Genomic DNA, 26181 nt, shown 5'->3' with positions numbered 1-26181 from the left:
GATTTCGGAAAGTTCATCTGCACCTTTTTATACAGATTTGTTGACTACTTCTTATAATATTAGACTAATGGCTTTATTGTTTTTTTTTAATCTTTCGACATAATAATTTATTTTTACCAAAAAAAACAAAACAGGATGGAAGTAGGTATAGCTTTAAATATTATATTATCCCTTTGGATAATACCAACGTATTTAGGTAAAAAGAGAAAAATAGGTTTTACTTGGTCTTTAGTAGCTTGTGTTTTCCTAACTCCAATTTTAGGAGTAATTATTACTTTACTAAGTCCTAAGTTACCAGAATACAAAAAAGAGAGTATAAGAAAGAGAAAAGAATTAAAATCAATAAATAATAGATTTAAGGAAGAACTTTTAAACTACGAAAATAAATTAGACGACCTAAAAGATTTAAAAGATAAAGGTATTCTAACACAAGACGAGTTTAATCAAAAGTCAGCCAAATTAAAAGCAGACAAAACAAAAAAAGAAGTAGAACAAACCGCCGAATATAAAAAACTGAAAGACCTATACGATGACGGCATTTTAACAAAAGAAGAATTTGAAAGTAAAGTTCAAAAGTTATCTACAAGTCAATCAGGATTTTTATTCCGCAAAATAAAAGAAGGGAATTCAAGGCGGATTGGTGTTTATGAGGAATATATTATAGATAACAACCTTGGTGAAAAATATGAGCATATCTATAAAGCAATAAAAGACAACAGGTTTTTTATATATAAAGAAGGGGAAATACTCTTTTTTGATACTAAATCAGAAATATTGAATTTTTTAAAAAGTAAGAAACATTATAAAAGTTTTACATATCAAGGTATTGATTATAATATTGCCGATAACTTATCCGAAGGTTATTTTTTAATATCTGATGGAAATCTAAATTACGGGTTTGCAAACAAAGACAAAATAGTAACAATTAAACCAAAATACGAATTCGCAGACAGTTTCAGTAATGGTTTAGCTTTAGTAAGGTTTAACCGAAAATTCGGTTTTATAGATTATTCAGGAAAAGTGGTAATTGATTTAATGTATGATGATGCAAGTAGTTTTAAAAACGGTATAGCTGACGTAGAAGTTGGCGGATATAAACACACAATTAATAAAAAAGGAAAAAAAATATGAAAAAAAAGATTTATAATTTACAAATAACATTAGGAATAAAAAACCAGGTAGTAGAAAAGTATTTTGAAAATCAAATTGTATAATTATTGCGTTTAATATCAGATTTTTATTTACCTTATGAATATTTTAGCCCCCAATAAGTTCGGAGTGATATTTTAAATTTCAAAACAGCAAGTACAAGAGGTTAACACCCCTTGTTTGTTCTAATCGAATTTGGTTGTCATAAGGTAAAGTTTTCAGTAAAAGCTGTAGTTAGGATGTTATTCCAGTTCATGTTTTAGCTCAGTAGAAATCCGTTTCCAAATACATGTTTAGTACTAGCATCAACATCCGTGGGGCAGGTTATGAACAAAAAAAATTATTCATCTTCAATTAATTTTAAGCTAAAATGTTTACTATTGTAGTAAATTAATCAAACTTAAAACAAAATCACTTGTGAATATTTAAACTATTGAATAAGATAAATAGGTCAAAGTTTGGGATAGATACGGGTTGTAAAGCATTGAATACAGAAAATGAAAGAACTCTTAAAAAAGCTAAAACTTATTGATTATTTGCAAACAGAACTAATAATTCAAAAAAATGACTTTGTAAATAAATTAAGAAATCATGTGGATGAAGGCAGTACAGGGATTTTCTCGGACACTTTTGACGTTTTTTCGTCTAGCAAGAATGAATATAAAGGAGAAGTTAGCTTTAATGGATTCAAAATAAAAAGAAGAAGAAAATTCTTTGACATGAATATGAATATGGCTGTCGCTAGCGGAACCTATAGTCAAAAAGACGATAAGCTGATTATTGATACCGAAATAAATGGATTTCATGGAATGATGATTCCTTTCTATATTTTTTGCATCATTATTTATGGTGTCTTCATTGTTGGATTTTTGTCAGCAGATGAAATTGGGGGAAATGCCCCAGGATTTGCTTTTCCATTCATTATCATACATGCTGCTTTTATGATGGGAATACCATACTTTATAATGAGAAGAAGTACTAAAAGGCTAAAACACGAATTAGAAAGAGAGTTCTTCTATTTAACAAAATGAAAACGCTTTACAACACTGTATATAGCAAATAGGGCGTTCGGTGGTTTAAGAAAGTTCAGTGCTATTTACAAACACCGCCAAATCGTTGATTTGGCTTTTAAGAATGAATAAATTAAAAACAAAATACAACGCTTTGGCTCAGAGCAAACCTGAAAGTTTATCGCTTTCTAGTGCCCTACTTGCCATATACTAAACGTAGCTACAAGCAAAAAAATCGAAAATCATTAAAATTTACGTAATTAATTAATATATTTGTACGTAAAATAATTTGTAATGGATAAAAAGCTCACATTAAGTCTGAATGGAAATATTATTGAGACTGCAAAACATTATGCGAAGTCTAACAATATAAGTCTTTCCAAATTAATAGAATCCTATTTAGGAACACTAACTAAATCAGAAAAAAAGGAAAATAAAATCACCCCTTTGGTTAAAAGTCTCAGCGGAGTTATTTCAATAGAAGATGATTTGGATATAAAAGATGAATACGCTCAATATTTAATGGAGAAATACAAATGAAAAAAATATTGATTGACACAAACACCGTAATTGATTTGCTCTCAAAGAGAAAAGATTTTTATGATGATGCGGCGGATTTATTTTCTCAAGCGGATAAAAAAGAATTAAATCTTACAATTTCATCATTGACTTTTGCAAATACGAATTATATATTGACAAAATTAAAATCTGCTAAAGAGGCGAGAGAGATTTTGAGAAAATTTAAAGTACTCGTAGAATTATTAAGTTTAGATGATAAAATAACCGAACTTGCTTTGAGTGATGAAAGTTTTCCGGATTTTGAAGACGGACTTCAGTATTATTCAGCAATCGAAAATGATGTCGATATTATAATTACGAGAAATAAAAAGGATTTTAAAAATTCAAGATTACCCGTTTTAACAGCAAAAGAATATTTAGCTAGAAAATAATAAGGCAGTGGCTAACAATGTATAACCGCAATTACGGCGGATTCGACTACGTCCGAATCCACTCGGAATTGCTAAAGCCTGTGCTAAACCGAAAATTAACGCATATTAACCCGTAACTGACGGTTATACGAGACCGTTAACCAAAAACCAACCCACACAAGCTATTCCCACAGAACTCACTATTTTTAAAAGCATTTTTACCAAAAATAATAGTTAAGAAAAATCATATTCAAAGTAAGGTATAGCCTGTGTTACATTCAGGTACTGATCAACCTTAATACGCTTTAGTCCTCAATTTCAAAACAACAGCAACAAGAGGTTAACACCCCTTGTTTGTTCTAATCGAATTTGGTTTTCATAAGATCAAGTTTTCAGTAAAAGCTGTAGTTAGGATGTTCTTCCAGTTCATGTTTGCGTTAAGTAGAAATCCGTTTCCAAATACATGTTTAGTAATAGCATCAATATCCATGGAGCAGGTTATGAACAAAAAAAATTATTCATCTTCCATTAATTTTAAGCTAAAATGTTTACTATTGTAGTAAATTAATCAAACTTAGAACAAAATCACTTGTGAATATTTAAACTATTGAATAAGATAAATAGGTTGAAGTTTGGGGTATATTTGAGTTGGCGATAATGTAAAAATTTCGTTTCAAATAAAAATATTATCTTTGAAATAAAAATGACAATAACAGATAAACATATAATTGATACATATTCAAAACTTTTTGAAGGATTGAATCCGTTAACCAAAATTGAACTTATTGAAAAACTGACCAAATCTCTGAAAAAGGAAAAGAAGTTAAAAGAATCTGAATTTCTTAAATCTTTTGGTGCTTTCGATTCCGATAAAACGGCTGATGAGTTGATAAAAGAAATACGTGAAAGTAGAAAGTTTAGAAATAAAGATTTGAAGTTTTAATATGCAGTATTTACTTGATACGAATATCTGTGTTTTCTTTTTACGTGGTTTACTTGATTACAATATAATCATAAAAGACAAAGGACTCGATAATTGCTACATATCTGAAATTACAGTTTTTGAATTAAGGTTTGGAGCTGAAAACAGCAAGAACAGTAAAAAATCTCATAAAGCAGTTGATAGATTTATTCAAGGTCTGTCTATAATTCCAATTTATGGGTGTGCAAAACGATATGCTGAAGAAAAAGTATGATTGAGAAAAGATGGAACACCGATGCACGATGAATTTGATTTATTAATAGGAGTGACTGCAATTGAAAATAAATTAACCTTAGTGACTGACAATTTGAAAGACTTTAAAAACTTTGATGACCTAAAAGTTGAAAATTGGTACTCTAGATAGAACACTATCGCCAACAGCGCATAACAAAAATGGCGAGTTTAGTGCTTTAAGTCAAAGTTAAAAGAGTGCATTAAAAGCCAGTTATAATTCGAAAAGTTAGTGTAAAAAACCCGCTACTTTTCATATACAAGACCGTAATAATGGCGGGGGTTTGGAGTTGAATTGAATGGTTTAGGTTTTTTTATTAACTTTGAAAATTGAAACGAAAGTGAATTGCTATTTTGCCCGCTACTGTAGTAAGCCACGAGACGTTGTAGCACATAAAAACTAGAATCATGAAAAATTTAATCCTAATACTTACACTATTTATTTATTCCTTAAATATATCTGCTCAAGAGCAGTCATTACCAATCTTTATCACAGACAGTCTCGATACATACATCGGAAGAGGGATGAAAGATTGGAAAATTCCAGGATTATCGGTCGCAATTGTAAAAGGAGATAGCGTGGTATATTTAAAAGGATTTGGGGTTACTAATATCGAAAGTAATGAATTTGTTAACGAGAATACCCTCTTTATGATTGGTTCAAACACAAAAGCTTTTACAGCAACTTCACTCTCTATTCTCGAAGAATCAACCGAATTCAAGCTAACAGATAATGTGCAAAATTGGATGCCAGAATTTCATCTAAGAGATTCATTGGCAAATACGGCAGTAAATATTATCGATTTACTTTCTCACAGAATTGGTTTTGAAACTTTTCAAGGCGATTTCACTTACTGGGCTTCTTCTCTCTCCAGAGCTGAAGTGATTCAAAAAATGAGTTTGATAGAAGCACCATATAGTTTTCGTACAAAGTGGGGTTATTGCAATGCAGCGTATGTTACTGCAGGAGAATTAATCCCAAGAATAATCAATAGGAGTTGGGAAGAAACAGTAAAAGATAGTATTCTTTCTCCATTAAGTATGAATCGAACCTTACTGTTAACGGAAGAATTGGAAAACGCATCTAATACTGCAAAACCTTACACTTTAATAGACAATGAACTCGTTGAAATATCGGTTGCAAAAATTAATAATTTAGCGCCAGCTGGGAGTATGAGCTCTTCAGCAAAAGATATGACTCAATGGCTATTTGCACAACTTAACAATGGAAAAATCAATGGAGAACAAGTAATTTCAGCTAAAGGAATTCAAGGAATTAGAAATCCTTCGTCTATTTTAGGCATTGACCCAAGAAATAACCAAGAAACCCACTTCTATCTTTACGGAATGGGGCTAATGATTAATGACCGAGATGGTAAGCTTGTATATTCTCATACTGGAGGAGTTGATGGTTTCTTGTCCTCCGTAATGTTTATACCCGAGGAGAAACTTGGAATTGTAGTATTAACCAATACAGATCAAAATGAATTCTTTCAAGATTTAACTTATGAAATCAGAGATGCTTTCTTGAGTTTACCTTATCAGGATTATAGCAAAAAATCATTAGAACGTTTTAACCAGAATAAAACTGATGAATCGAAGAGAATCGACTCATTAAAAAACGTTGTAAAACAGAACCATTTTCCAGATTTACCATTAGAAGAATTTTCTGGAAAATACAATAACAGCGTCTATGGTAATATAGAGATAAAATTAGAAAAAGGTAATTTGAATATCTATTTCTCAAACCATCCTACACTTGTAGGTAAGTTAGAATACCTTGAGAATAACCAGTTTTTATGCACTTATTCCAATCCAACATTTGGTGTAGAAGTAATTCCATATAAAGTTGAAATTGACAAGGTGGTTGGTTTGACACTAAAGGTTGCTGATTTTGTTGAATTTACTCCTTATGAATTTACTAAGACGAATTAAAACGTGCTACAACATCGTGTATCTTCAATGGCGAGATTTGTGCTGAAACGATAGTTTTATGTATTTTTAGAAACTTAAAGTTTAACCGAAAAACTGAATTGCTATTTTGCCCGCCACTATAGCAAGCCGCAGCCCGTTATGCTTTATGTTGAAAAAAATCCCAAATAGAATTAAACTTCGCAGAAAAACATAAAATTTGAACAAAAGTAAATAGAGATGAGTATTCAAACAGTATCGATCGACTTTCCTAATGATATTGTTTTGGCTTTAAATGAGTCAGAGAATGACCTTAAAAAGCGAATCAAAGTAACATTAGCTATTCAATTATATAAACTACAAAAATTAACAATTGGAAAAGCTGCACAGCTTTCTGGTATGTCACGATTTGAATTCGAAAAAGAACTCTCTAAAAATAAAATCTCAATTTCAAACTTGAATGAAGAAGATGTTTTAAGCGATATTGAAAAACTGAAATAATGAAAAACGGACTTGTAATCGCCGATGCGAGACCGATTTTTAAAACATTTCTTGAAAACAATCGATATTATTCGATAAAACTACTGAATAAATTGTTAAAGACATAACGAACTGAAAATAAAACACAAAGCATAACAGCGCATAGCAAATAATGGCGAATAACTTTTGAATGGAATAACGGAAATGCGAGCGAAGTAGGAATAGTCGATTATCACTAAAAAAAGAGAAAATGAAAAAGTTAGCAAATGTACATCCTAGCAAAATTTTATTTCACGAATTTCTTGAGCCACTCGAAATTTCAGCTTATCGCCTTTCTAAATTATAAAAGGGCGTCGTCGAATAACAGCTGATACGGCTCTGCGATTGAGTAAATATTCTGGAAACTCAGCTAAATTTTGGCTCGGACTTCAAGATGATTTTGATATCGAAGAAGCAAAGGAAAATAAAGCAAACGAGTAGAATAAAATTAAACAGTACGTTGATAAAAACCTTGCCTAACAGCTAATATAGTTTATGGCGCATTCAGTCCTCAACCTGAAAAAATAATAGTTATACTATTCCAGTTAACGATATTGAAGCTAGATTATGTTTTATAAAAGTAAGCTTCAGCAAAATTAGACTTGGTCTGAGAAACTTATAAAAGAATAAATCCAATATCTGCTGAAAAAAATTAAAGGTTTCAATTCACTTAAAAAGGCTTTGTTATTTGCAACTGTATCATTCAAAGACAGCCAATCAAAAGCTTTTAAAAACCTAATTTTCTTCCCATAATCATTACTAAATTTAAGTGTAATTAATTTTGACTAACTCCACAACTAAACAGCTGGATAGGTACATTCAACTATCGTTTCAATGTGAAATTTGATTTAAATGTTTTTCGAACGCCAGTTCTAGGGTCGTTATACTCAACTTTAAACCAATAGTCATTGCTAGGCATAGGCTTTCCGTTGTAGGTGCCATCCCATCCATAATTGTTTGGTTTTATCTGTTTGAGTAATTTCCCATAACGATCAAAAATATAAATTTTAGAATTTTGACCTTCTAAACCATTAATATTCCATATATCATTGAAGCCATCATTATTGGGCGTAAAGAATTTTGGATAATCGATTAAGCTTAATTGCTGAATAAATTCTCCACAGCCATTTCGATCTCTCCCCACTACTTGAATTTCACCAAAGCCTGGGGCTTCAAAAACTAAATTCGTCTGATTATTTAGAGCTATCCAATCACTTCCATCAACAGAAAACTCAAAATCGCCACTGCCTTGAATGTTGAAAACTTCAATTTGTTGATTATCCTCAAATGCTTGACCTAAGGGTTTAATTTCAAACACAGGAGCTGAACTTTCAATGAGTAGCGCTTGCGAAGAAGCATAACATGCTGTGTTAAGGCTAAAACCAACATCTGTAACTTCTACTTCATAAAGTCCTTCAACAATTGTCACTATAGATGGATTAGTTTCTTGAGGAAGCAACTCACCGTTAAGAAACCAAGTAAAGGCGTATCTAGAAGAATCAAGTCCTGTATCTAAAACAGGAAGGTTTAAAGGGTCTATTACTTCGTTTGTGATTGGATCTACACATATACTTTTTCCATCCATATTACTAAGATCAACAAGGGGAAGTGGGTGTACATGAAGTTCAAACTCAACAGAAGTCAAAGAAGTACATTGATTAGCTGTATTGACTACTTCAGCAAAAATGAGTTGAGGATTTTCTGTATTTTGAAATTCACTTGGATTTTCAATAGAACTACCAGCTTCTAAATTTGCTTCACTCGTATAGTACCTCACTTCTATATTTTCATCTTCAAAAGCAGGTGATATTTCTTCATTTTTTGTTGTTAAATCAAAAATAGCCTGTTCGTTATTTGCTGCTTGATTAGTATTCATTTCAGCACACACATATTCAAATTCTGCAGTTAATGCAATATCAGGTCTCTCATCAACTTGAACAAAAAAGCTTTCATTGGCAACAAAACAATTTGAAGTTAAAGATTCAATTCGTATAAAAATTTCTTGCGGATTTTGGGTATTAGTATAATTTTGAGGTACAGCTATTTTTTGAACTCCTGATTGCGCATCTTGAGCTGTTAAATGATAGGAAATTTTAAAGTTTGTTTCATTTTGGCTACCCAAAATGAATTGCTCATTTAAGGTTAAATCGAATGCTGTACTAGCATTAGCAATAGCATCATCACATAAATTTAAATTATTTACTTGGTTAATTTAGTTTCAATAGAACACGAAGAACCTTGGTTATTTAACTGAATAAACAGACTCTGTGGGTTTGTTGTATTTTGAAAATTAGTGGGATTTTCAATAGCATTTCCTGCTTCTAAATCTTCTTCGTTAAGGAAAAATTTAGCTTCAACATTGGTATCATCAATATTTTCAATAAAAATAGAAGTTAAATCAAAACTTGCTAAATCACTTTCATTAGCTTCATCTCGACAAACGGCCAAAAGTGTATCAAATTCTATTTCAGGAACTGTAGCTACGGACAAATCAAGCAAAACCAGCTCAAAACATTCCTGTTCAGAAGCAGTATTGGTTATTCGAATAAATACTTGATCGTCTAAATTTTCAGTTGAAGTCTGACTTAAATAATTAGAAGGGTTTGAAATTAATTGGTTGCTATCTGCTTCTATAGCACCAATTTCTGAAGTGTAATAATCAATTTCAAAAGAACTTAATTGGCTAACTCCTTCGTTTAATTCACTTTCTACCGATGTTAAATCAAAAAATTGTGAAAAATTATCCTGGCTTATCACACAATCTTCTAGGTAAAGTTCTTCAGGAAATGGACCTGGAATAAATTCGACTTCAAGTTCTATAGGTTCTATTATAAAACAACCTGAATTTTCATCTTCAACTCTTAAAAATACGTTTTGATTACTTTCTGTGGCAACAAAAACATCTGGTAATGCTGATAGATTCTCAATGGCTTCATTTTCTGAAACATGAAAACTCATAAGGTAATCTAAATCCTGAAAATTAATCTGATTAGCTAAGTTGGTCAAATCAAATTCAGCCATTAAGTCTAACACTTCATCGCTACATTTTGTGGTTGATAAATCTTCAAAATTCAGTTCAAAGTTAACAACTTCAATAGTTCGTTCAATTGAATCGATTAAGCAGGTTTCTGAAGTTGGTGTAAACGTATAAGTTTCTGTTTCGTTGGGATTAAACACCGGGCTCCACTCCCCTGCTATTCCGTTAATAGAATTGGTTGGTAATAGGAGTGAATCTCCTGCACAGATTTGTTCAGGCAAATCAAATTCTGGAGTTACATCGGGTATAAGTTGAATATTTACCGAAGTGGTTGTAGCACAAAATTCTTCAAGGGGTGTAAAAGTGTAAACCTCATTTTCGGCCTGTCCAAAAGCTGGACTCCAAGTTCCTGAAATTTCATTTTCACTAAGCGTTGGTAATTCAAAGTCTTGATTTTCACACACTTCATCAGGCAGGTTAAAGTTTGGAACAATAGTTTCAATGATTTCAATATTCACATTTACCTCATTGGCACACTCTTCCTCGTCAGGAGTAAAACTATAAATTGCTGAATTATTTACATCAAAATCGGTATTCCAACTACCTTGAATTCCGTTTTCACTTTCTGAAGGTAATTCAACAAAGTCTCCCTCGCAGACAAGTTCAGGTAAATTAAAAACAGGGGTTTCTGCTGAAATAATTTCAACAGGAAGGCTAAATACTTCAAAGCAATTTACACCTTCAGGAATGAAAGTGTAGGTGGTAGAAATTTCGGGATTAAAATCAGGTGTCCAGGTACCAGAAAACCCATTGATAGATGAATTAGGTAATTCAAATTCATCGGCATCAGAGGCGCAAACTTCATTATCTAGGTCAAATTCAAAAACAATGCTTTCTTGTACATCAATGTTGATAGAAAATTCAGGAAAACATTGGTTATCTGGTGTAAACACATAGCTACCAGAATTTTGATTATCAAATTCTGGTGACCATTGTCCTGGAATACCGTTATCTGAAACGGAAGCTAATTCTATATTTTCGCCTTCACAAATGTTCTCTTCTATTGTAAATATGGGTTCTTCAATGGGCAAATAATCTATTTCAATTTCAATAATTTCTGCACATTCTTCTTCGAAAGGGGTAAATGCATAACTAGTTGTTGTTCCATCTACCAATGCTGGGTTCCATTCTCCAGCTATACCGTTATCTGAAGTAGATGGAAGTTCAAAGGTTTCATCTTCACACCGCGTAGTTGAAAAACTAAAGGCTGGAATTTCTTCTTGAAAAATTATAATTTCAATGCTTACTTCTTGTCCACATTCACCAGGATTAGGGGTAAACGTATAAGTTTGGTTTTGGGTTTCATCAAAAGCAGGGCTCCAAGTACCTATAATTCCTTCAATAGATGCATTAGGAAAATCAAAATCATTGGTTTCTGAAGTACATAAAGATGTTTCAAAATTAAAGCTAGGCGAAACAGGCGGTAAATCAGGAACTGGAGGTGATGTACAACGATCAGGTAAATCTACTCCATAGGTGTTAGGTGGCAAAAAATAATTTCCATCCGAATTTGAAATGAGATCTTCTCTAAAATAACTAGCCTCATCAACACACTCTGTTCCGGCTATACTTAAAAAGTTTTGCCTAATTCCGGTACCAGATTTATTAGTAAAAGCGCCAATAGTTCTTTCACAGGCATTGGCGATAACATAAATACATTTATCATCTGCACAAAGTGATGAAAAGTCATAATTTGCATCTGCGTTGTTACTGGTCTGAAAAACTACATAAGAATTTGGGGGAATGCTATCGCCTGGTCCAGCTGAAAAAATATTAGTACACCCAGTATAAAGACTTTCATCTCCATTGGTTAAACCACAAGAGTCAAAACCTATATTTACATTTTTATTTGTACTTCCACCGGTGTTGGTTGGATTAAACGTAAATTGAAAATCATCTACGTCAAAGCCACCTCCAGAATCTACAATCACAAATTCGTTTAGTTGTTCAGTACCACAGGCATCTACCATAATGGCTTCAACAGTTGGGCAATCTTGTGCAAAAACAGAGAAAACGGGGAATAACGAAAAACTAAATAAGAAGCCAAGAAAGCTTGTTTTAAAGCTATTTTGAACGATTAATGTAAACATATCCTTTTATATCTTTAAAGCTATCGGAAGTATTTTTTTTATAGTTAAAAACGAAGAAGTAAGTACCTGTAACAAGTTGATTTCCGCTTTGGTCGTTTCCTTTAAAAAAGTTTCCATCTTGGCCATAATTATTTGTTGAGAATACATTATTACCATAGCGATTATAAATTTCTAATTTGTTAACTGGATAACAAGAGATTCCTTCAATCTCTAAATAATCGTTTAAACCGTCATTATTTGGACTAATACCCTGGTAAACAACTGGCTGACATTCTTCAACGAGTGCTAAGGCATAAGTTGAAGTGTTGCCACAATTATCAGTAGCTTTCCAAATACGCTCGGTAACTTTACCTACTTCACAATTATCCAATTCATTTTCAGTAAGTTCTAAACTATTCACTTCACCGCAAGCATCAAAAACTTCAGGTTCTATAACTTGAGGGATTTCGCCACATTCTACTTGAATACTTGTTGGCAAATCTTCATCAAATTCTGGTCCCTGATTATCAACAAATTCAATAATTTGTTGTTCTTCAGCTTCGTTTCCACATTCGTCTGAAGCGATAAAAGTTCGAATTAGAGTAAAATTTTGAGAACAATCTGCGTCTTCTATAATTTCTTCTTCAATGGAAATGCTAACTTCACTACAATCATCTTCTGCTTGAACATTGGCATCATCAGGCCATTGTTCATCACAATTAAGTATTTCATCAGATGGTAAAACGGTAAAAAATGGAGCTTGGTTATCTACTAATGTAATAATTTGCGTGTAAGTGGCGAGGACTTCTTCATCTGCATCTAAAACCGTCCAATTTCTGGTGATCATTTCAGTAGTTGGACAATTGCCACTTTCAGCTATTTCTTCAAAAGTTATTGCAGCTACACCACAAACCTCGCTCAATTCTATTTCTGGTACTTCAGGTAATTCTTGACTACAATTTTGCTCAATGTTAGCGGGTATTTGGTCTTCCACTGCTGAAAGATTTTGATTAGTAATTTCTATGTTTATTGTTAATGAAGTAGCACAAAATTCTTCCGCTGGCGTAAAAGTATATTGGGCTGAGTTTTGTGGATCAAAAACGGGAGACCAAGTTCCGTTTATTCCGTTTTCTGAAGTGTTGGGTAGCACAAACTGAGTGCCTTGACATAGTTCAGTTGGAAGATCAAAAATAGGGTCATCTCCTGGCACAAAAGAAATTTCGAGACTAAATTCTTCTGAACAGCTTGAAGATGGAGTAAAGACATATGCTGTGGTATCTTCAGAAATTTCTTCAGGAATCCAAGTGCCTTCAATTCCGTTATTAGATAGAGTTGGTAGTTCAGGAAAATCATTTTGGTTAGCGCAAAATTCTTGCTCAATGCTAAATTCAGGCAACTCGTTTGGAATTACTTCAATAGTAACCTGTACATCTGAACCACAGGTTTCTTGATTAGGAATAAAAGTATAGGTGGTTGTTTCTTGATTATTAAAGGCAGGAATCCATTCGCCGGAAATACCATTATTTGAACTAGTTGGAAGAGGATTAATTTGCATCAACACAGATAGGTTCAAACTCATCAAAAACAGGGGCATTGCCCTCAGCAGGTGCGATGGGAGGTGAAACACATTCATCAGGATTTTCTACACCATACGTATTAGGGGGAATAAAATAATTTCCATCGGCACTACTAATTAAATCTTGGGTATTGTACGTAGCATTGTCTAAACAGGATGTGCCATTTATGGCTAGATTATTTGAACGTGGTCCAGGAGAACCAGTTGATTTATTAGTAAAAGCCCCTATTGTTCTTGTACAATCATTAGAAACTACATAAATACAGGCGTCATTTCCGCATAAATCAGATAAATCATAGATAGTATTGGGGTTGTTACTTGTTTGTAAAATAAGGTAGGAGTTTTCGGGTACGTCATCTCCAGGACCTAAAGCAATTAAATTGTTGCATCCCTCAAAAGCAGATAAATTGCCTTCTGTTAGTCCACATGATGTAAAACCATCATTAATATTTGAATTTGTAGCACCATTTGTATTGGTTGAATTAAAGCCAAATTGTAAATCGTTAATTTCAAAACCATTATCTCCCGATGAAATAATCACAAACTCATTTAAGTGTTCCGTTCCACATGCATCTACCATAATGGCCTCAATACTAGGGCAGTTTTGAGATTGAAGTTGAAAACAACATAAACCAATAAGCAAAGCCAATATTTTATTCATAAGTAAAGTTAATTGCAAGGACAAATCAACGTTTATTAAGCTAGCTATTTTAAATAAATAGATTACTAAATCATTAAATCAATTTTTATTGGTAGTTAGTGAAGCACCAAAATTTCTATATAAAACAAAAAACCCGTTTCAATTGAAACGGGTTTTTATTTATAAAAGAATTATTCTTGTTTGTTCAGGTTTAGTCGATTAAATCTACGTAATCTTTAACGGCATTTTTTATTTGGTTAGCCAGTTGATTATTTCCGTCTGTATCATCTGGACTAATTTCAATGACCCCATTTCCATTTCCATCGGAGGCATTATTCATGTTAACAGAATTAATTACGCTAATTAAATCAAATTGAAAGGTAATTTCATTATTATTCTCTTCAGTTATGACAAGATTTTGGCCAGCATCTTCATAATCAATTTCAAAATCTTCACTAAAAGTGTGGTAAAATTCAAAAGGCATTCCGTTTAATGTTCCTGTCATAAGCATTGATTTTTGATACAATGGACTGCTCATGTCCTTGCCTCTGTCCATTTCAAATTCTACTTCTTCATATTCAGCAACTGGAATTTCAACTTGAACAACTGTAGTAGATTCATTGGTTAAGTCAATTTCAAAAGGACCATTAATTTTATATTCATCCTCGTCCTCAGAGTCATCCTCATCATAGTCATCCTCATCTTCACAACCCTCATCATCTGTTTCAACGGCATATAAGCTAAAGTCTTCTTTAAAATATAATTCTGTACCGCTTTGTAATTCAACTTCATAACGGTATGGGTCATCTAAATCATCTTCCAATTCAGCTTCGCATAATGGGTCGTTAGGATAATTGGTAGTCAAGTAATCTTGAATTTCTTGAGGCAGCTCGTCAAATTCTAAGTATTCATCATCGTCATTGCTGTCGTCATTATCATCTGGTGAAGAGATTCCATTCCCAAAACCATCTGCAAATTCAAATTCAATTTCTTCAATATTTAGCATAAAAGAATCAATTTGAATACTTTCATTAAAACTTACTGTTCTGTCCTGATTTTGATTAGTTGTTCGTACAGCATTAATAGTTAAGCTAGAGGATTCTTCAGCAGGTAATTCCGTAGAACTTATGTCATCGTCTGCTGAACAAGAAAAGAAAAATCCAACTAGGCTTAATAAAAAGATTTTTAAACTAATTTTCATGGTATTTTATTTTTGTGATTTATATGAATAAAACAAGCTAAGGATAATCTACCCTACCCTACGCTTTAATTTTTTTCGAAAGTTAAAAAGTCGTTATCATCTTGCAAGGTAAAAGAAATATTTTCAAATTCTACTAATTTCCAATCTTCTTCAATTTCTTCAAAGATGCTATTAGAAAAATCTAAAATCAATTCTATTTCATCATCGTCAGTGCTTATTGTCCATTCGCCCAGGTAATTTATTTCAGTTTGAGTATTAAAAATAGAAAGGTTGTTGTTTTCATGAAAGGTAAATTCAAAATTTTCAAAATCTTCAGTTTCGTCTTCACCATCCTCTGTAAAATCAGAAATTATAAAGGTTTCATTCAGAATAAAATCTTCAAACTGACTAATAATAGGTAGTGGTTCAAATAAATTAGGGGTAAAACATGAAGCTTGAAGGTTTAAAAAAGCATCTTCTAACTGAGCGCGATTTGAAACACTAAGGGAGTTGTTTTCAATAATTATTTGAATGGGGTAAGAAAATTCAAAAAAACCGTTTTGATTTTGAAGCGCTTTTAAATATGCATAAAATTGAGCTTTGTTTGAAAATGTTCTAGTTTGGGCAAGCTCGTTATCTAGCGTATAGGAATTGATTTGAAGCGGATAAATAAATTCAATACAGTTAATTTCAGACTGATTTTGTTCTGCTGAAGTGATTATTTCAAGGTTTTCTTGCGAAGTGACATTTAATGTTTCATAGTTTACTAAAGAAACTTCTAGCGGAAATTTCAATTCAATGGTATAATTATTTCCCAACTCTTGCAGTTGATTAATCACCTCTTGGTAGTCATCATCTGAATTTAGTGGTATAAATTCATTATTATTAATCCGTAATTGGTAAGGAAATTCGATTTTGGTAGCACTACTTTGGTCAATAAAATTGTCTCTGCCAGTTGTATTTTGTGTTGCTCTAGCAATTAATTGAGATAAATTTTCATTGGCATCAATGCTTTTCTCTGCATTAAAGTCAATTTGAAAATCGTCATTTTGGCAAGCCACCAAATGAAGAATGAGTAGAATAAAAAATAAGCTATATTTTTTTTTCATTTTGTAAAAATAGATAATTTTATATAAGTTAAACAATCTAACTTTGTTTTACCCTAAGAGGTAGGGTGAAATTATTTTCATTTGTTATATTGATAAGTAATTGTAGCATGATTAAAAAATTAAGTTCTTCTGTTTGTGATGACCAGGTGTATAAAGATTTATATAACGAACATGCGCAAGACCTGTTTAAGCATTTTTATTACAAATTTGGAAATGTAGAATGGGCTGAAGATGTAGTTCAAGAATCCTTTATAAAACTTTGGAAAAAGTGCGAGGATGTTCCTTTGCCAAAGGTAAAGTCCTTTTTATACACGATTGCCAATAATTGGTTAATCAACAAACATCATCATCAAAAAGTAAAATTGAAATACAAAAACGAATACCAAGGTAGAACTGAAGATGAACAAACACCGGCGTATTTATTAGAAGAAGAAGAATTTAAAGCTCGTTTATTAACTGCTATCAACAAATTGACTGCCAAACAGCGAAGTGTTTTTTTGTTACATCGAATTGACCAAAAGACCTATAAAGAAATCGCAGCCATTGAACAGATTAGTGTAAAAGCTGTTGAAAAAAGAATGAGTAAAGCCTTAAAAAGCTTGCGTAATGATATAGAAAACTTGTAAATATGGAAGTAAATTACAAACTAGCAAAATGGTTAAATAACGAAGTTTCTGACCAAGAGATTGCCAACTTAGATGGTTTTGAAACCTACCAAAAGATCAAAAAATTTAGCCATGAATTAGCTACTGAAACATTAGATAAAGAAAAGGTTTTTCAGCAAATTGAATCTGCTAAAAAGAGGCAAAAACTAAATTTAAAACTTTTTCACAAATTTGCTGCGGCATTTGTTTTGCTTATAGGTTTAAGTTTGTTAGCCGTTCTTTTTGGTAATCAAGAAGTGGTAAGCTTGAGTAAAACTGAACAAATACTACTTCCAGACCAATCTGAAATTCTACTTGGTGCAAACTCAGAATTACAATACAACTCAATAACTTGGTGGTTTAACAGAAATGTTGATTTAATAGGTAAAGCTTATTTTGAAGTAGAAAAAGGAAGCACATTTAATGTAAATACAAGCTTAGGAAACGTACAAGTTTTAGGAACAAAATTTGAAGTAAATACAACATCAAACCAATTGTATGTGCATTGTTTTGAAGGAAAAGTAAAGCTTACAACCAGCAAGGAAGCACAGGTTATGCATGCCCATGAAGCTGTTTACGCTTTTAAAGATGGTGGTATTACAAAAGAGCAAGTACAATATAACCAACCATTTTGGATGGGTAAACAAGTTAAATTAACTAATGTTAGTTTAGCCACGCTTACCCAATTTCTAGAACAACAATTTAATATTGAAATCGATATTTCTAGGGTTACCAACAAGAAAAAATTTACAGGAAGCTTAACTACAAAAGAATTAAAAGAGAACTTTCAGGTAATTGCATCAATTTATAAGCTTAAAATCAAGCAAATCAGCAAGAATAAATATATTTTTGTTGAATATGAAGAAAACTAAAAACATACTTTTACTTTTTTGTTTGATTGCATTTAGTCAATTAGTAAGCAGCCAAAAGCTTATTGAAGGTGATGCTGTTATTCAACAAATTGAACGTAAGTATAAGGTTAGATTAAATTACTCGCCAGAAGATTTGAAGTTAGTTAAAGTACCTAAACAAATACTTGATAAATCTTCTGCATTAGAAGAGCTTATTTTTTACATCCAACATCATTACAATATTGATTTTAAGGAATATAAAAAAGGATTTTATAACCTTACTTTAAACGCGTATGACCTTTGCCTTCACTTTATAAATGCTATTGATAAAAACGAAGTAAGTAATTTAAAGTTGAAGATTAATGGCCAATTACTTGAACAAACCAATGCTGTGGGTAAAGTTTTTTTGAATGAGGTAAAAAAAATTAACCAATTAGACCTCCTATCAACCAATTTTATAGTAGAAAATCCCATTGATGAAATCGAAGCAAAATCAAGTTGCTATCGCATTTACGTTCTTCAACCAGAGGTGTTAGATGAAGTGTATATAAGCGATTATTTAACTCAGGGAATACAATTAAAAAACAATCAAGGCATTGAAATTAAGCCAAAGCAATTTGGAAGTATTCCGGGTTTAGTAAATCCTGATGTTTTTCATAGTTTGCAATACGTTCCTGGTGTATTAAGTCCAACCGAAAGTATTTCAGAAATAAACACACGCGGTGGAACACATGATCAAAATTTAATTTTATGGAACGGAGTAAGAATGTATCAAACAGGACATTTTTTCGGAATGATTTCTGCTTTAAATCCATTTGCTGCCAATCAAATCGATATTTATAAAAACGGAACAGAATCCAAATACAATGAGGGTATTTCTTCGGTAATGGACATTAGCAGTTTTAGTGATTTTAAGGATGAAAACACCACCCTTATCCATGCCAATTTTCTTGGCTCCAGCCTAGTAACAAGTCAGCAGTTAAGTAAACATTGGCGCATTGATGCGGCGTTAAGACTATCGTTAACCAACGCGTTTAAATCACCTACATACAAGCAATTTTCAGATCGTGTTTTTCAAAATACCGATGTTAGTATAATTGAAGAAGAATCTTTAATTACAGGAGATATTGACTTTCATTTTCAGGATTTATCTTTTAATGCGCAATACAAACCTAGTGCCAAGGATGTATTCAAAATAGGTGTTTTAGGTTTTGAAAATCAACTTGATTTTGATAAAATTGATGTGCCAACTAATCAGAGATTTCCGTATTTACTTAGTCAAGAAAATATCTTAGGCATGCTAAGTTGGGACAGAAATTGGAATGAATCACATACGAGTAAATTTCAGTTTTCAGGATCATTTCACCAGGTAGAAGCCTCTAATGTTTCGGTTGTTTCTCCACAGCGTATTATTCAACAAAATGAAGTTTTAGATTTCAAACTTCAATTTCAACATTTTATTGAATTAAATAGAAATCAAAATTTTTATCTCGGTTACGATTTTCAAGAAATAGGAATAACCAACATCAACCAAATTAATTTTCCTTCGGTAGAAACATTAGAAAAAAATGTGCTTCATATTCATTCAGTTTATGCAGATTGGGCTTGGGGAAATTTGAATAAAAAAATAGATTTACAGCTAAGTTTACGGGCAAATTATTACGACATAATCAATCAAATTTTAGTAGAACCAAGGTTCAATTTCAACTATAATTTAAACCCTAGAAATCGCTTATTTGTAATGGGCGAGCTTAAGCACCAAAGTATAAGTAAGATCCTACAGCAACAAGAGGATTTTTTTGGTTTTGAACAAGGCCGATGGACATTAAACAATGCGGGTAATTTCAAGTTAGCAAGAAGTCGTCAATTTGAATTGGGTTGGCAATATAAAAACGGAAGTTGGTTGTTACAATCTCAAATTTATTACAAAAAAGTGAGTCATATTAATTCTAAAAGTCAGGGATTTCAAAACCAATTTGAATTTTTAAATACCCTAGGCAATTATACTGCTTATGGATGGGAAGCAATGCTTCAAAAGAAATGGGATAAAATAAGGCTATGGACTAATTTTTCTTACAATAACAACACTTATAATTTCAATAATTTTGTGCCTTCGGTATTTCCAAATAACTTTGAGATTCATTTCACAAATGCTTCTGGCATAAGCTATCAAACCGAAAAATTTTCATTTTCTTTAGCTAATCGTTTTTATACGGGAAAGCCATTTACAAGCATCGATCAATCCAATCCAATTACTGATATTGACATTAACCCAACTATTAATTTTAATTCTCCAAACCAATCTAATCTTCCCAATTATTTTCAGGTCAATGCATCAGCAGATTATACCTTTAAGCTTGGCTCTTATCATTTAAAATGCGGTGCTAGTCTATTGAATATTTTTAATAAAAAGCTTAGGCTAGATGAGTATTATGATTTAAATAATGAGGCTTCTTCGGTACTCAAAAGAGAGCTTTTTAATTTAGGAACCACGCCTAATTTCTTTGCAACTTTATATTTCTAAAAACCGGCAATTTATTAAAACAAATCTTTAATAAAGTAGGGTTAGCTAAGAGCACACAGGACTAGACAATTGTTTATTTGGCAAAGCAAGTTTCATTAAAAACTAACTACTTGCCTTTATCATTAATAAAAAAACCACCTAGAATTTAGGCGGTTTTTTGTTATTTGAACTTAAACAAAGAATAATCTTCCTCTGCAATAAAATTATTTTTTTGATTCTTTAAACTCGTCAAATTCAGATTCGCCTTCTTCTTTAGGCCAAGCATTATTACTTAAATCAACGTCGGCTGTTTCTAAATCGGGGTCTAGGCTTATTTTAGTAATTTTCTTATCAGATGCTAAAGTTTTAGAAACTTGATTATCGTTTAATCGCCAAACTTGAGCGGGATAATGTTTCTTTTCTGAAGTACCATCTTCGTAGGTATATTCTACAATAATAGGCATTACCAAACCACCTGGTTTTTCAAAAACAACTTCGTAAAAATACTTAGGAATTTCAAGTTGACTACGTTCTGTTTCGCTGAAATTATCTAAAATAAATTCGTTTAATTTTGGGGCGTTAGCAAGAGGGTCGTCACTTTCAAGCATAGATTCTTCAAAGTCCTCACCTCCTACTTCTAACACATAAACTGCATTAGCTGTACCGGGATAATTTTCAGGATCGGTGATGCCATATTGAGCTAGTAATTCTTTAGCTTCTTTTGTGGGGGTATTGGTAGGGATATAGGTTTTCACGTCTTTAATTCCGATATCCACATAATCGGTAGAATAAAACCAACCTCTCCAAAACCAATCTAAATCTACTGCCGAAGCATCATCCATAGTTCTAAAGAAATCATCTGGCGTTGGGTGTTTAAACATCCAACGTTGCGCATAAGTTTTGAAGGCGTAATCAAATAAGTCTGGTCCCATTACGGTTTCTCTAAGGATATTTAAGGCTGTGGCGGGTTTTCCGTAGGCGTTATTTCCAAGCTGATACACATTTTCGGGATTCGACATAATTGGCGCTATATAATTTTGTTCGCCTTTCATGTAATCTACAATTTGACTTGGCTCTCCTCTTCTAGAGGGGTACTTATCATAACCTTTAATTGCATCGGGATGTTTTTCTCCAAATTCCTGTTCGGTAAGGTATTGCATAAAGGTGTTTATCCCTTCGTCCATCCAACCCCATTGGCGTTCATCAGAATTTACAATCATTGGAAAATAATTGTGTCCAATTTCATGAATAATTACACTAATCATTCCAAATTTAACACGGTCTGAATAATTTCCTTTAGCGTCTGGCCTTCCATAATTCCAACAAATCATTGGGTATTCCATGCCTTGGTTTTTAGCATGTACTGAAATAGCTTTATGGTAAGGATAATCAAATGTGTATTTACTGTAGGTTTCTAGGGTTGCTGCTACGGCTTTAGTTGACCATTGCTCCCATAATGGATTACCTTCTTTAGGGTAAAGAGATATAGCCATTACTTCGTCATTTCCAACTTTTACATTCATTGCGTCATAAATAAACTTTCTAGAAGTGGCAAATGCAAAATCTCTAACCATTTCAGCTTTCCAATGCCAAGTTTTTGTTTCTTCAGCAAAACCTTTTTCTGCTTTTTTAGCCTCTTTTTGGGTTACAATAACTACGGGTTCATCAAAAGAAGATTGGGCTTTGTTGTAGCGATCCATCATTTTTTTAGTGAATACTTTTTTACGGTTTTGCAATTCGCCTGTAGCTTCCATAATATGGTCTGCTGGAACGGTAATATTCACATCGTAACTTCCAAAAGGCAAGGCAAACTCGCCATTGCCCCAAAATTGGTAATTTTGCCAACCTTCTACGTCGTTGTAAACCGCCATTCTTGGAAAAAACTGAGCAATTACGTAAGCATTATTGCCATCTTCTTCAAAATGTTCGTAACCAGATCTTGCTCTATTAGTTACGTGGTTATTCACTAAGTAATTCCATTCAACAGAGAAGGTAAAACTTTCTCCTGGTTGAAGCGGTTGATTCATGTCCACCCGCATCATTGTCCAATTAATTTTATGCGGAAGCGGTTGGCCGTCTTTATTCACTGAAGTAATTTTAAAGCCCCCGTCAAATTCTTCGTCTAGATAAGTTTCTGTAAATTTTTCAGGCATCATAAGTGGGTCAAATCCACTGCCATCTTTTTCTTTGGCAATGCTTCCTTTTTCTCTTACATTTTGTTCTAATTGCATCCAAAGGTACTCTAGCTCGTTGGGTGAATTATTGGTGTAAGTGATTGTAGCTTTACCTGTAAGCCGTTGATTTTTATCGTCTAAAACAATATCCATTTGATAATCGGCGGTGTTTTGGTAATACTCATGACCAGGCGCGCCTGAGGCTGTTCTGTACGAATTAGGTGTAGCTAGCAAATCGTACATTTGTCTAAACTTATTTTCGTTCATTTTGCCTTCTTGAGGTTCTTCTTGTCCTTTTTCTTGAGCAAAATTTACTTGTACGGCAAATACAAGTAAGAAAGAAGCTAGTAAAATACTTAGTTTATTCATAAGTTAAAAAATTTTGTTCGCTAAAATACTTATTTAGTGTAGGTTTTTATGTTGTCAATTAAATTTTAACAAGGCTTTAGGGTCGGATTTTATAATTACCGCACTTTTAGTTTTTCCATCTTTTTTAAAATGAATGAGGTTTTTTTGGTCGTCAAATAAATCAGTTAATATCAAATTAGTTACCTCTACCCTATTAAAATCGTCCACTTGGGTAATTTCAATAAACAGGTGAATTTGGTCGTGTTTGTATTTTTTTCCGATAAAATTCAGTGGAAGACTTTGCCCATTAACTTCAACTTTTAATTTTGTTTTAACATATTTTTCGATAAGTAAATTGGCATTTTTAGTTTCGCTTTCTGGAGATAAGGTTACTTCTTCGGCATATCTTAATTCTAGGATATCTTCAAAATCATCTACAAAAACTTTAGAAATAATTTGAATGCTTTTTTGGTCTTCTCGGTATTCTAAATTAGTAACACTCACATAGAATTTGTGTGACTGAAAAGCGAGGAGCATTAATAAAAAAGGCAAAAATGCAATAGTTTTTTTGAAAGATTTGAACATTAGTCTTGGTTTAAGTTCTTGAATTTTTTTGATTTGGTAACAAGAAATTCAATCAATTCTAGTTCGTGTTTTTCTTCTAGCATAGATTGCGATAAACCATTGTCTTGGGCAAAATATATAAAGCGACTTATTTCTGATCGTTTTATATTTAGGTATTCATTAAAGAAATCGTCATCGTACATTTTTCTAATACTAATGTCTAAATCTTCAGGAATTTCATTGGTATTTTTGGTACGTTTAAAAATAGTTCTAAATACGTTGGCTAAGTCTAAGCCGTATTCCACAAACTGTTCGTCAACAACCGCTTTAGTAATTGGGCTTCGGCTATCTTTGGCAAAGTCGCCTTCATAAGCAAAAATAGCTTTTTGTGCGTCTTCGCTTACGCCTTTAAAATTTGTAACTTTAACACGAGCCACATCAACTTCAATGTTTCCGCTTAGGTCGTAAGGGCGCACATAAACATCATCTAATGGCTCAACAGATTCGGTAAGCGAGATGGTTATTTTTTGGGCTTCAAGAATAGTTTCATCAATGATAACTTTAAAATCTTCATATTGCAAAGCAGAAAAAGTTAGCTCATCACCTTCTTTCACTAGGATGGCAAATCTACCAATATCATCGGTTAATACGCCTTTTCCTAGGTTTATGTTATAGACGTGAATTCCACGAGCGTCTGCTTCTAAAGGTACGTTTACTTTTCCCTGAATAATGATTCTATTTTCCGAATTCTGCCCAAAAGAAACAAAGGATACAAGCAAGCTAAAAAGAAAAAACAAGCCAAAAATATTTTTCATAATTTATATGTTCTGAAATTTTAAAAACAAAAAAACAATTTTTTAGAAGGATATAAGGTGTTATTCTGAAAAAATAATTTTTGTGTTAAATGTGATTAAATTCATTCACAATATAAAACATTTAATTTTAATTGCAAATTGAAGAGGTACAATATTAACATAAAACTACTTTTGCTTAAATGAAATGTATTATAGCAAGCACATCAACTATTTATGGTTCAGGTTATTTAGCCTATTTATTAGATGAAATAAATATTTTTTTTAACAAACCTAAAGAGGTTTTGTTTATTCCTTATGCCCGGCCTGGTGGAATTAGCCATGACACATATACGCAAAAAGCACAGGATGCTTTTGAAAAAATTGGTACAAAAGTAAAAGGAATACATACGTATGATTCACCTGAAAAAGCCATACAAGAGGCTAAATTTATTTTTACAGGAGGAGGAAATACTTTTTTATTGGTAAAAAAACTTCATGAGTTAGGTTTGATGCTTCCCTTAAAAAAAGCCGTAACCAATGGTACTTTTTACTTAGGGACAAGTGCGGGAAGCAATATTTGTGGACCAACTATAATGACAACCAACGATATGCCTATTGTTTACCCTCCTTCGTTTAATAGCTTAGGAATTTTAAATTTTAATATTAATCCGCATTACCTAGACCCTTTGCCCAATAGCACCCATAAAGGAGAAACACGAGAAACGAGGATCAAGGAGTTTTTACAGCAAAATAAGGTTTCTGTTTTAGGCTTAAGAGAAGGAAGTTGGATAGCCGTAAATGGGCAAGAAATTTATTTACGAGGCGAGTTAAGCGCAAGAGTGTTTAAAGCCGCTTCATCTCCTTACGAACTCTCTACTAACACCTCATTAATAGGACTTTAATGGATTATCAAGGCATTTTAAATATCATAGAAAAGCAACTAAAAATCACCCCAATTACAGGTAAAGTTGCCGATTACATTCCGCCGCTAGCAAAGGTTAATCCAACTCATTTAGCTATGTATTTAAAATGCACATCGGGTGATGAATTTTACTTTGGCGATTACCAAGAAAAATTTTCAATACAAAGTATTTCTAAGGTTTACACCTTGGCTTTAGCAAAAGAAATTATTGGAGACCAACTTTGGAAGCGTGTTGGTGTAGAGCCTTCGGGTAATCCGTTTAATTCGCTAACACAATTAGAGAGCGAAAAAGGAATTCCTAGAAATCCGTTTATTAATGCGGGGAGTATTGTGGTGGCCGATGGTTTGCTTTCCGTATTAGAAAATCCTAAAAAAGACCTTTTAAACTTTGTAAGAAAAATTGCATCTGATAATGAGATTTATTATGATGAAAAAGTAGCTGCTTCAGAAAAGAAACACGGCTACAGGAATGTGGCTTTAATTAATTATATGAAATCGCTTAACAATATTGAAAATCATCCTGAGGATGTTTTAGATTTTTATTACGATCAATGTTCCTTAAGTATGAACTGCCAACAACTAGCCAAATCATTTATGCTTTTTGCTAATGAAGGAAAACGTTTAGGAACTAATGAGCGTGTTTTTAATTCACAAAGCATTAAACGAATTAATGCTATTATGCAAACTTGTGGTTTTTATGATGAAGCCGGCGAATTTTCTTACCGCGTAGGTTTACCAGGAAAAAGTGGAGTTGGCGGCGGAATTGTGGCCTTACACCCTAAGCACTACACGGTAGCTGTATGGTCTCCCCCACTTAACAAAAAAGGAAATTCTGAATTAGGAATGAAGGCTTTAGAAGAGCTGACTAGTTTAACGGGGCTTTCTATTTTTTAAACTGAAAAATCAATTTTTGTTATTGCGAAATAAAAGAACTATTAATTATCTAATAACCTGAGTTCGATTATTCTCACTTTGTCAAAACTGTTTTAAATAGTAAGATACGAACTTTTTTAAGACGTAATATCTGGATATTGCGGAG

General features: G+C 32.6%; 23 protein-coding genes and 1 pseudogene. 15 read left to right on the top strand and 9 right to left on the bottom strand.

Annotation, left to right across the window (positions count from 1 at the left end):
- Positions 1 to 135 precede the first annotated feature (135 nt).
- The 10 genes and pseudogenes from G7034_RS06570 (at position 136) to G7034_RS06530 (ending at position 7172) form a co-directional block, all read left to right on the top strand.
- Positions 136 to 1131, top strand: coding sequence for a WG repeat-containing protein (locus tag G7034_RS06570; RefSeq protein ID WP_166400171.1), 996 nt, complete (start codon positions 136 to 138; stop codon positions 1129 to 1131).
- A 515-nt stretch (positions 1132 to 1646) separates the two neighbouring features.
- Entirely contained in the window at positions 1647 to 2180 is a 534-nt protein-coding gene (locus G7034_RS06565; protein ID WP_166400170.1) for a hypothetical protein, read from the top strand.
- A gap of 273 nt (positions 2181 to 2453) precedes the next feature.
- A complete protein-coding gene (locus G7034_RS06560) occupies positions 2454 to 2699 on the top strand; it encodes a DUF6364 family protein (RefSeq protein WP_166400169.1) in 246 nt (81 codons plus the stop codon).
- A complete protein-coding gene (locus G7034_RS06555; protein WP_166400168.1) occupies positions 2696 to 3109 on the top strand; it encodes a type II toxin-antitoxin system VapC family toxin in 414 nt (137 codons plus the stop codon). Before G7034_RS06560 ends, G7034_RS06555 begins: the two co-directional genes overlap by 4 nt.
- Before the next feature lie 682 nt (positions 3110 to 3791).
- The gene (locus tag G7034_RS06550; RefSeq protein ID WP_166400167.1) at positions 3792 to 4031 is read left to right on the top strand and encodes a hypothetical protein; all 240 of its coding nucleotides are present in this window, start codon (positions 3792 to 3794) and stop codon (positions 4029 to 4031) included.
- A gap of 1 nt (position 4032) precedes the next feature.
- On the top strand, positions 4033 to 4284 hold the full coding sequence (locus G7034_RS11895) for a PIN domain-containing protein (protein WP_246166784.1): 252 nt from the start codon (positions 4033 to 4035) through the stop codon (positions 4282 to 4284).
- The gene (locus G7034_RS11890) at positions 4285 to 4434 is read left to right on the top strand and encodes a PIN domain-containing protein (protein WP_246166783.1); all 150 of its coding nucleotides are present in this window, start codon (positions 4285 to 4287) and stop codon (positions 4432 to 4434) included.
- A 275-nt stretch (positions 4435 to 4709) separates the two neighbouring features.
- Entirely contained in the window at positions 4710 to 6236 is a 1527-nt protein-coding gene (locus G7034_RS06540) for a serine hydrolase (RefSeq protein ID WP_262886463.1), read from the top strand.
- Positions 6237 to 6452: 216 nt separating this feature from the next.
- Complete coding sequence (locus G7034_RS06535) at positions 6453 to 6713, top strand: UPF0175 family protein (protein WP_166400165.1); 261 nt, start codon at positions 6453 to 6455, stop codon at positions 6711 to 6713.
- A gap of 229 nt (positions 6714 to 6942) precedes the next feature.
- Positions 6943 to 7172, top strand: a pseudogene (locus G7034_RS06530) (HigA family addiction module antitoxin).
- Between the two features lie 382 nt (positions 7173 to 7554).
- On the opposite strand, the gene G7034_RS06525 reads toward G7034_RS06530, so the two are convergent.
- The 6 genes from G7034_RS06525 to G7034_RS06500 form a co-directional block, all read right to left on the bottom strand.
- On the bottom strand, positions 7555 to 8853 hold the full coding sequence (locus tag G7034_RS06525; protein ID WP_166400164.1) for a T9SS type B sorting domain-containing protein: 1299 nt from the start codon (positions 8851 to 8853) through the stop codon (positions 7555 to 7557).
- Between the two features lie 77 nt (positions 8854 to 8930).
- Positions 8931 to 11858, bottom strand: coding sequence for a hypothetical protein (locus G7034_RS06520; RefSeq protein ID WP_166400163.1), 2928 nt, complete (start codon positions 11856 to 11858; stop codon positions 8931 to 8933).
- Positions 11833 to 13392 (bottom strand): gliding motility-associated C-terminal domain-containing protein, encoded by a 1560-nt coding sequence (locus G7034_RS06515; protein ID WP_166400162.1) that lies wholly within the window; start codon positions 13390 to 13392, stop codon positions 11833 to 11835. Before G7034_RS06515 ends, G7034_RS06520 begins: the two co-directional genes overlap by 26 nt.
- Complete coding sequence (locus G7034_RS06510) at positions 13382 to 14074, bottom strand: hypothetical protein (protein WP_166400161.1); 693 nt, start codon at positions 14072 to 14074, stop codon at positions 13382 to 13384. The genes G7034_RS06515 and G7034_RS06510 overlap by 11 nt, the downstream gene beginning before the upstream one ends.
- Before the next feature lie 190 nt (positions 14075 to 14264).
- The gene (locus G7034_RS06505) at positions 14265 to 15254 is read right to left on the bottom strand and encodes a hypothetical protein (protein WP_166400160.1); all 990 of its coding nucleotides are present in this window, start codon (positions 15252 to 15254) and stop codon (positions 14265 to 14267) included.
- Positions 15255 to 15319: 65 nt separating this feature from the next.
- Complete coding sequence (locus tag G7034_RS06500) at positions 15320 to 16342, bottom strand: hypothetical protein (protein WP_166400159.1); 1023 nt, start codon at positions 16340 to 16342, stop codon at positions 15320 to 15322.
- Positions 16343 to 16449: 107 nt separating this feature from the next.
- Between G7034_RS06500 and G7034_RS06495 the strand changes: the two genes are divergently transcribed.
- From G7034_RS06495 to G7034_RS06485, 3 genes are read left to right on the top strand one after another with little or no spacing between them, the layout of a single operon-like run.
- Positions 16450 to 16968 (top strand): RNA polymerase sigma factor, encoded by a 519-nt coding sequence (locus G7034_RS06495; RefSeq protein ID WP_166400158.1) that lies wholly within the window; start codon positions 16450 to 16452, stop codon positions 16966 to 16968.
- A gap of 2 nt (positions 16969 to 16970) precedes the next feature.
- Entirely contained in the window at positions 16971 to 17858 is an 888-nt protein-coding gene (locus G7034_RS06490) for a FecR family protein (RefSeq protein ID WP_166400157.1), read from the top strand.
- A complete protein-coding gene (locus G7034_RS06485; RefSeq protein WP_166400156.1) occupies positions 17845 to 20361 on the top strand; it encodes a TonB-dependent receptor plug domain-containing protein in 2517 nt (838 codons plus the stop codon). Before G7034_RS06490 ends, G7034_RS06485 begins: the two co-directional genes overlap by 14 nt.
- A 203-nt stretch (positions 20362 to 20564) precedes the next feature.
- Here the strand turns inward: G7034_RS06485 and G7034_RS06480 are convergent, their stop codons facing one another.
- The 3 genes from G7034_RS06480 to G7034_RS06470 are packed head-to-tail and all read right to left on the bottom strand — an operon-like array spanning position 20565 to position 24241.
- Positions 20565 to 22883: a M1 family metallopeptidase gene (locus tag G7034_RS06480; RefSeq protein WP_166400155.1), complete on the bottom strand. Its 2319-nt coding sequence runs from the start codon at positions 22881 to 22883 to the stop codon at positions 20565 to 20567.
- A 54-nt stretch (positions 22884 to 22937) separates the two neighbouring features.
- Positions 22938 to 23414: a DUF6702 family protein gene (locus G7034_RS06475; protein WP_246166780.1), complete on the bottom strand. Its 477-nt coding sequence runs from the start codon at positions 23412 to 23414 to the stop codon at positions 22938 to 22940.
- A gap of 32 nt (positions 23415 to 23446) precedes the next feature.
- The gene (locus tag G7034_RS06470) at positions 23447 to 24241 is read right to left on the bottom strand and encodes a hypothetical protein (RefSeq protein WP_166400153.1); all 795 of its coding nucleotides are present in this window, start codon (positions 24239 to 24241) and stop codon (positions 23447 to 23449) included.
- A gap of 179 nt (positions 24242 to 24420) precedes the next feature.
- Between G7034_RS06470 and pepE the strand changes: the two genes are divergently transcribed.
- Together pepE and G7034_RS06460 are read left to right on the top strand one after the other, a co-directional pair.
- On the top strand, positions 24421 to 25122 hold the full coding sequence (pepE, locus tag G7034_RS06465) for a dipeptidase PepE (RefSeq protein ID WP_166400152.1): 702 nt from the start codon (positions 24421 to 24423) through the stop codon (positions 25120 to 25122).
- Complete coding sequence (locus G7034_RS06460) at positions 25122 to 26036, top strand: glutaminase (RefSeq protein ID WP_166400151.1); 915 nt, start codon at positions 25122 to 25124, stop codon at positions 26034 to 26036. Before pepE ends, G7034_RS06460 begins: the two co-directional genes overlap by 1 nt.
- Positions 26037 to 26181: the final 145 nt, after the last annotated feature.

Source organism: Psychroflexus maritimus (assembly GCF_011089875.1).
In the GTDB taxonomy this organism is placed as follows: domain Bacteria; phylum Bacteroidota; class Bacteroidia; order Flavobacteriales; family Flavobacteriaceae; genus Psychroflexus; species Psychroflexus maritimus.
This window is presented reverse-complemented; position numbering and strand designations above follow the sequence as displayed.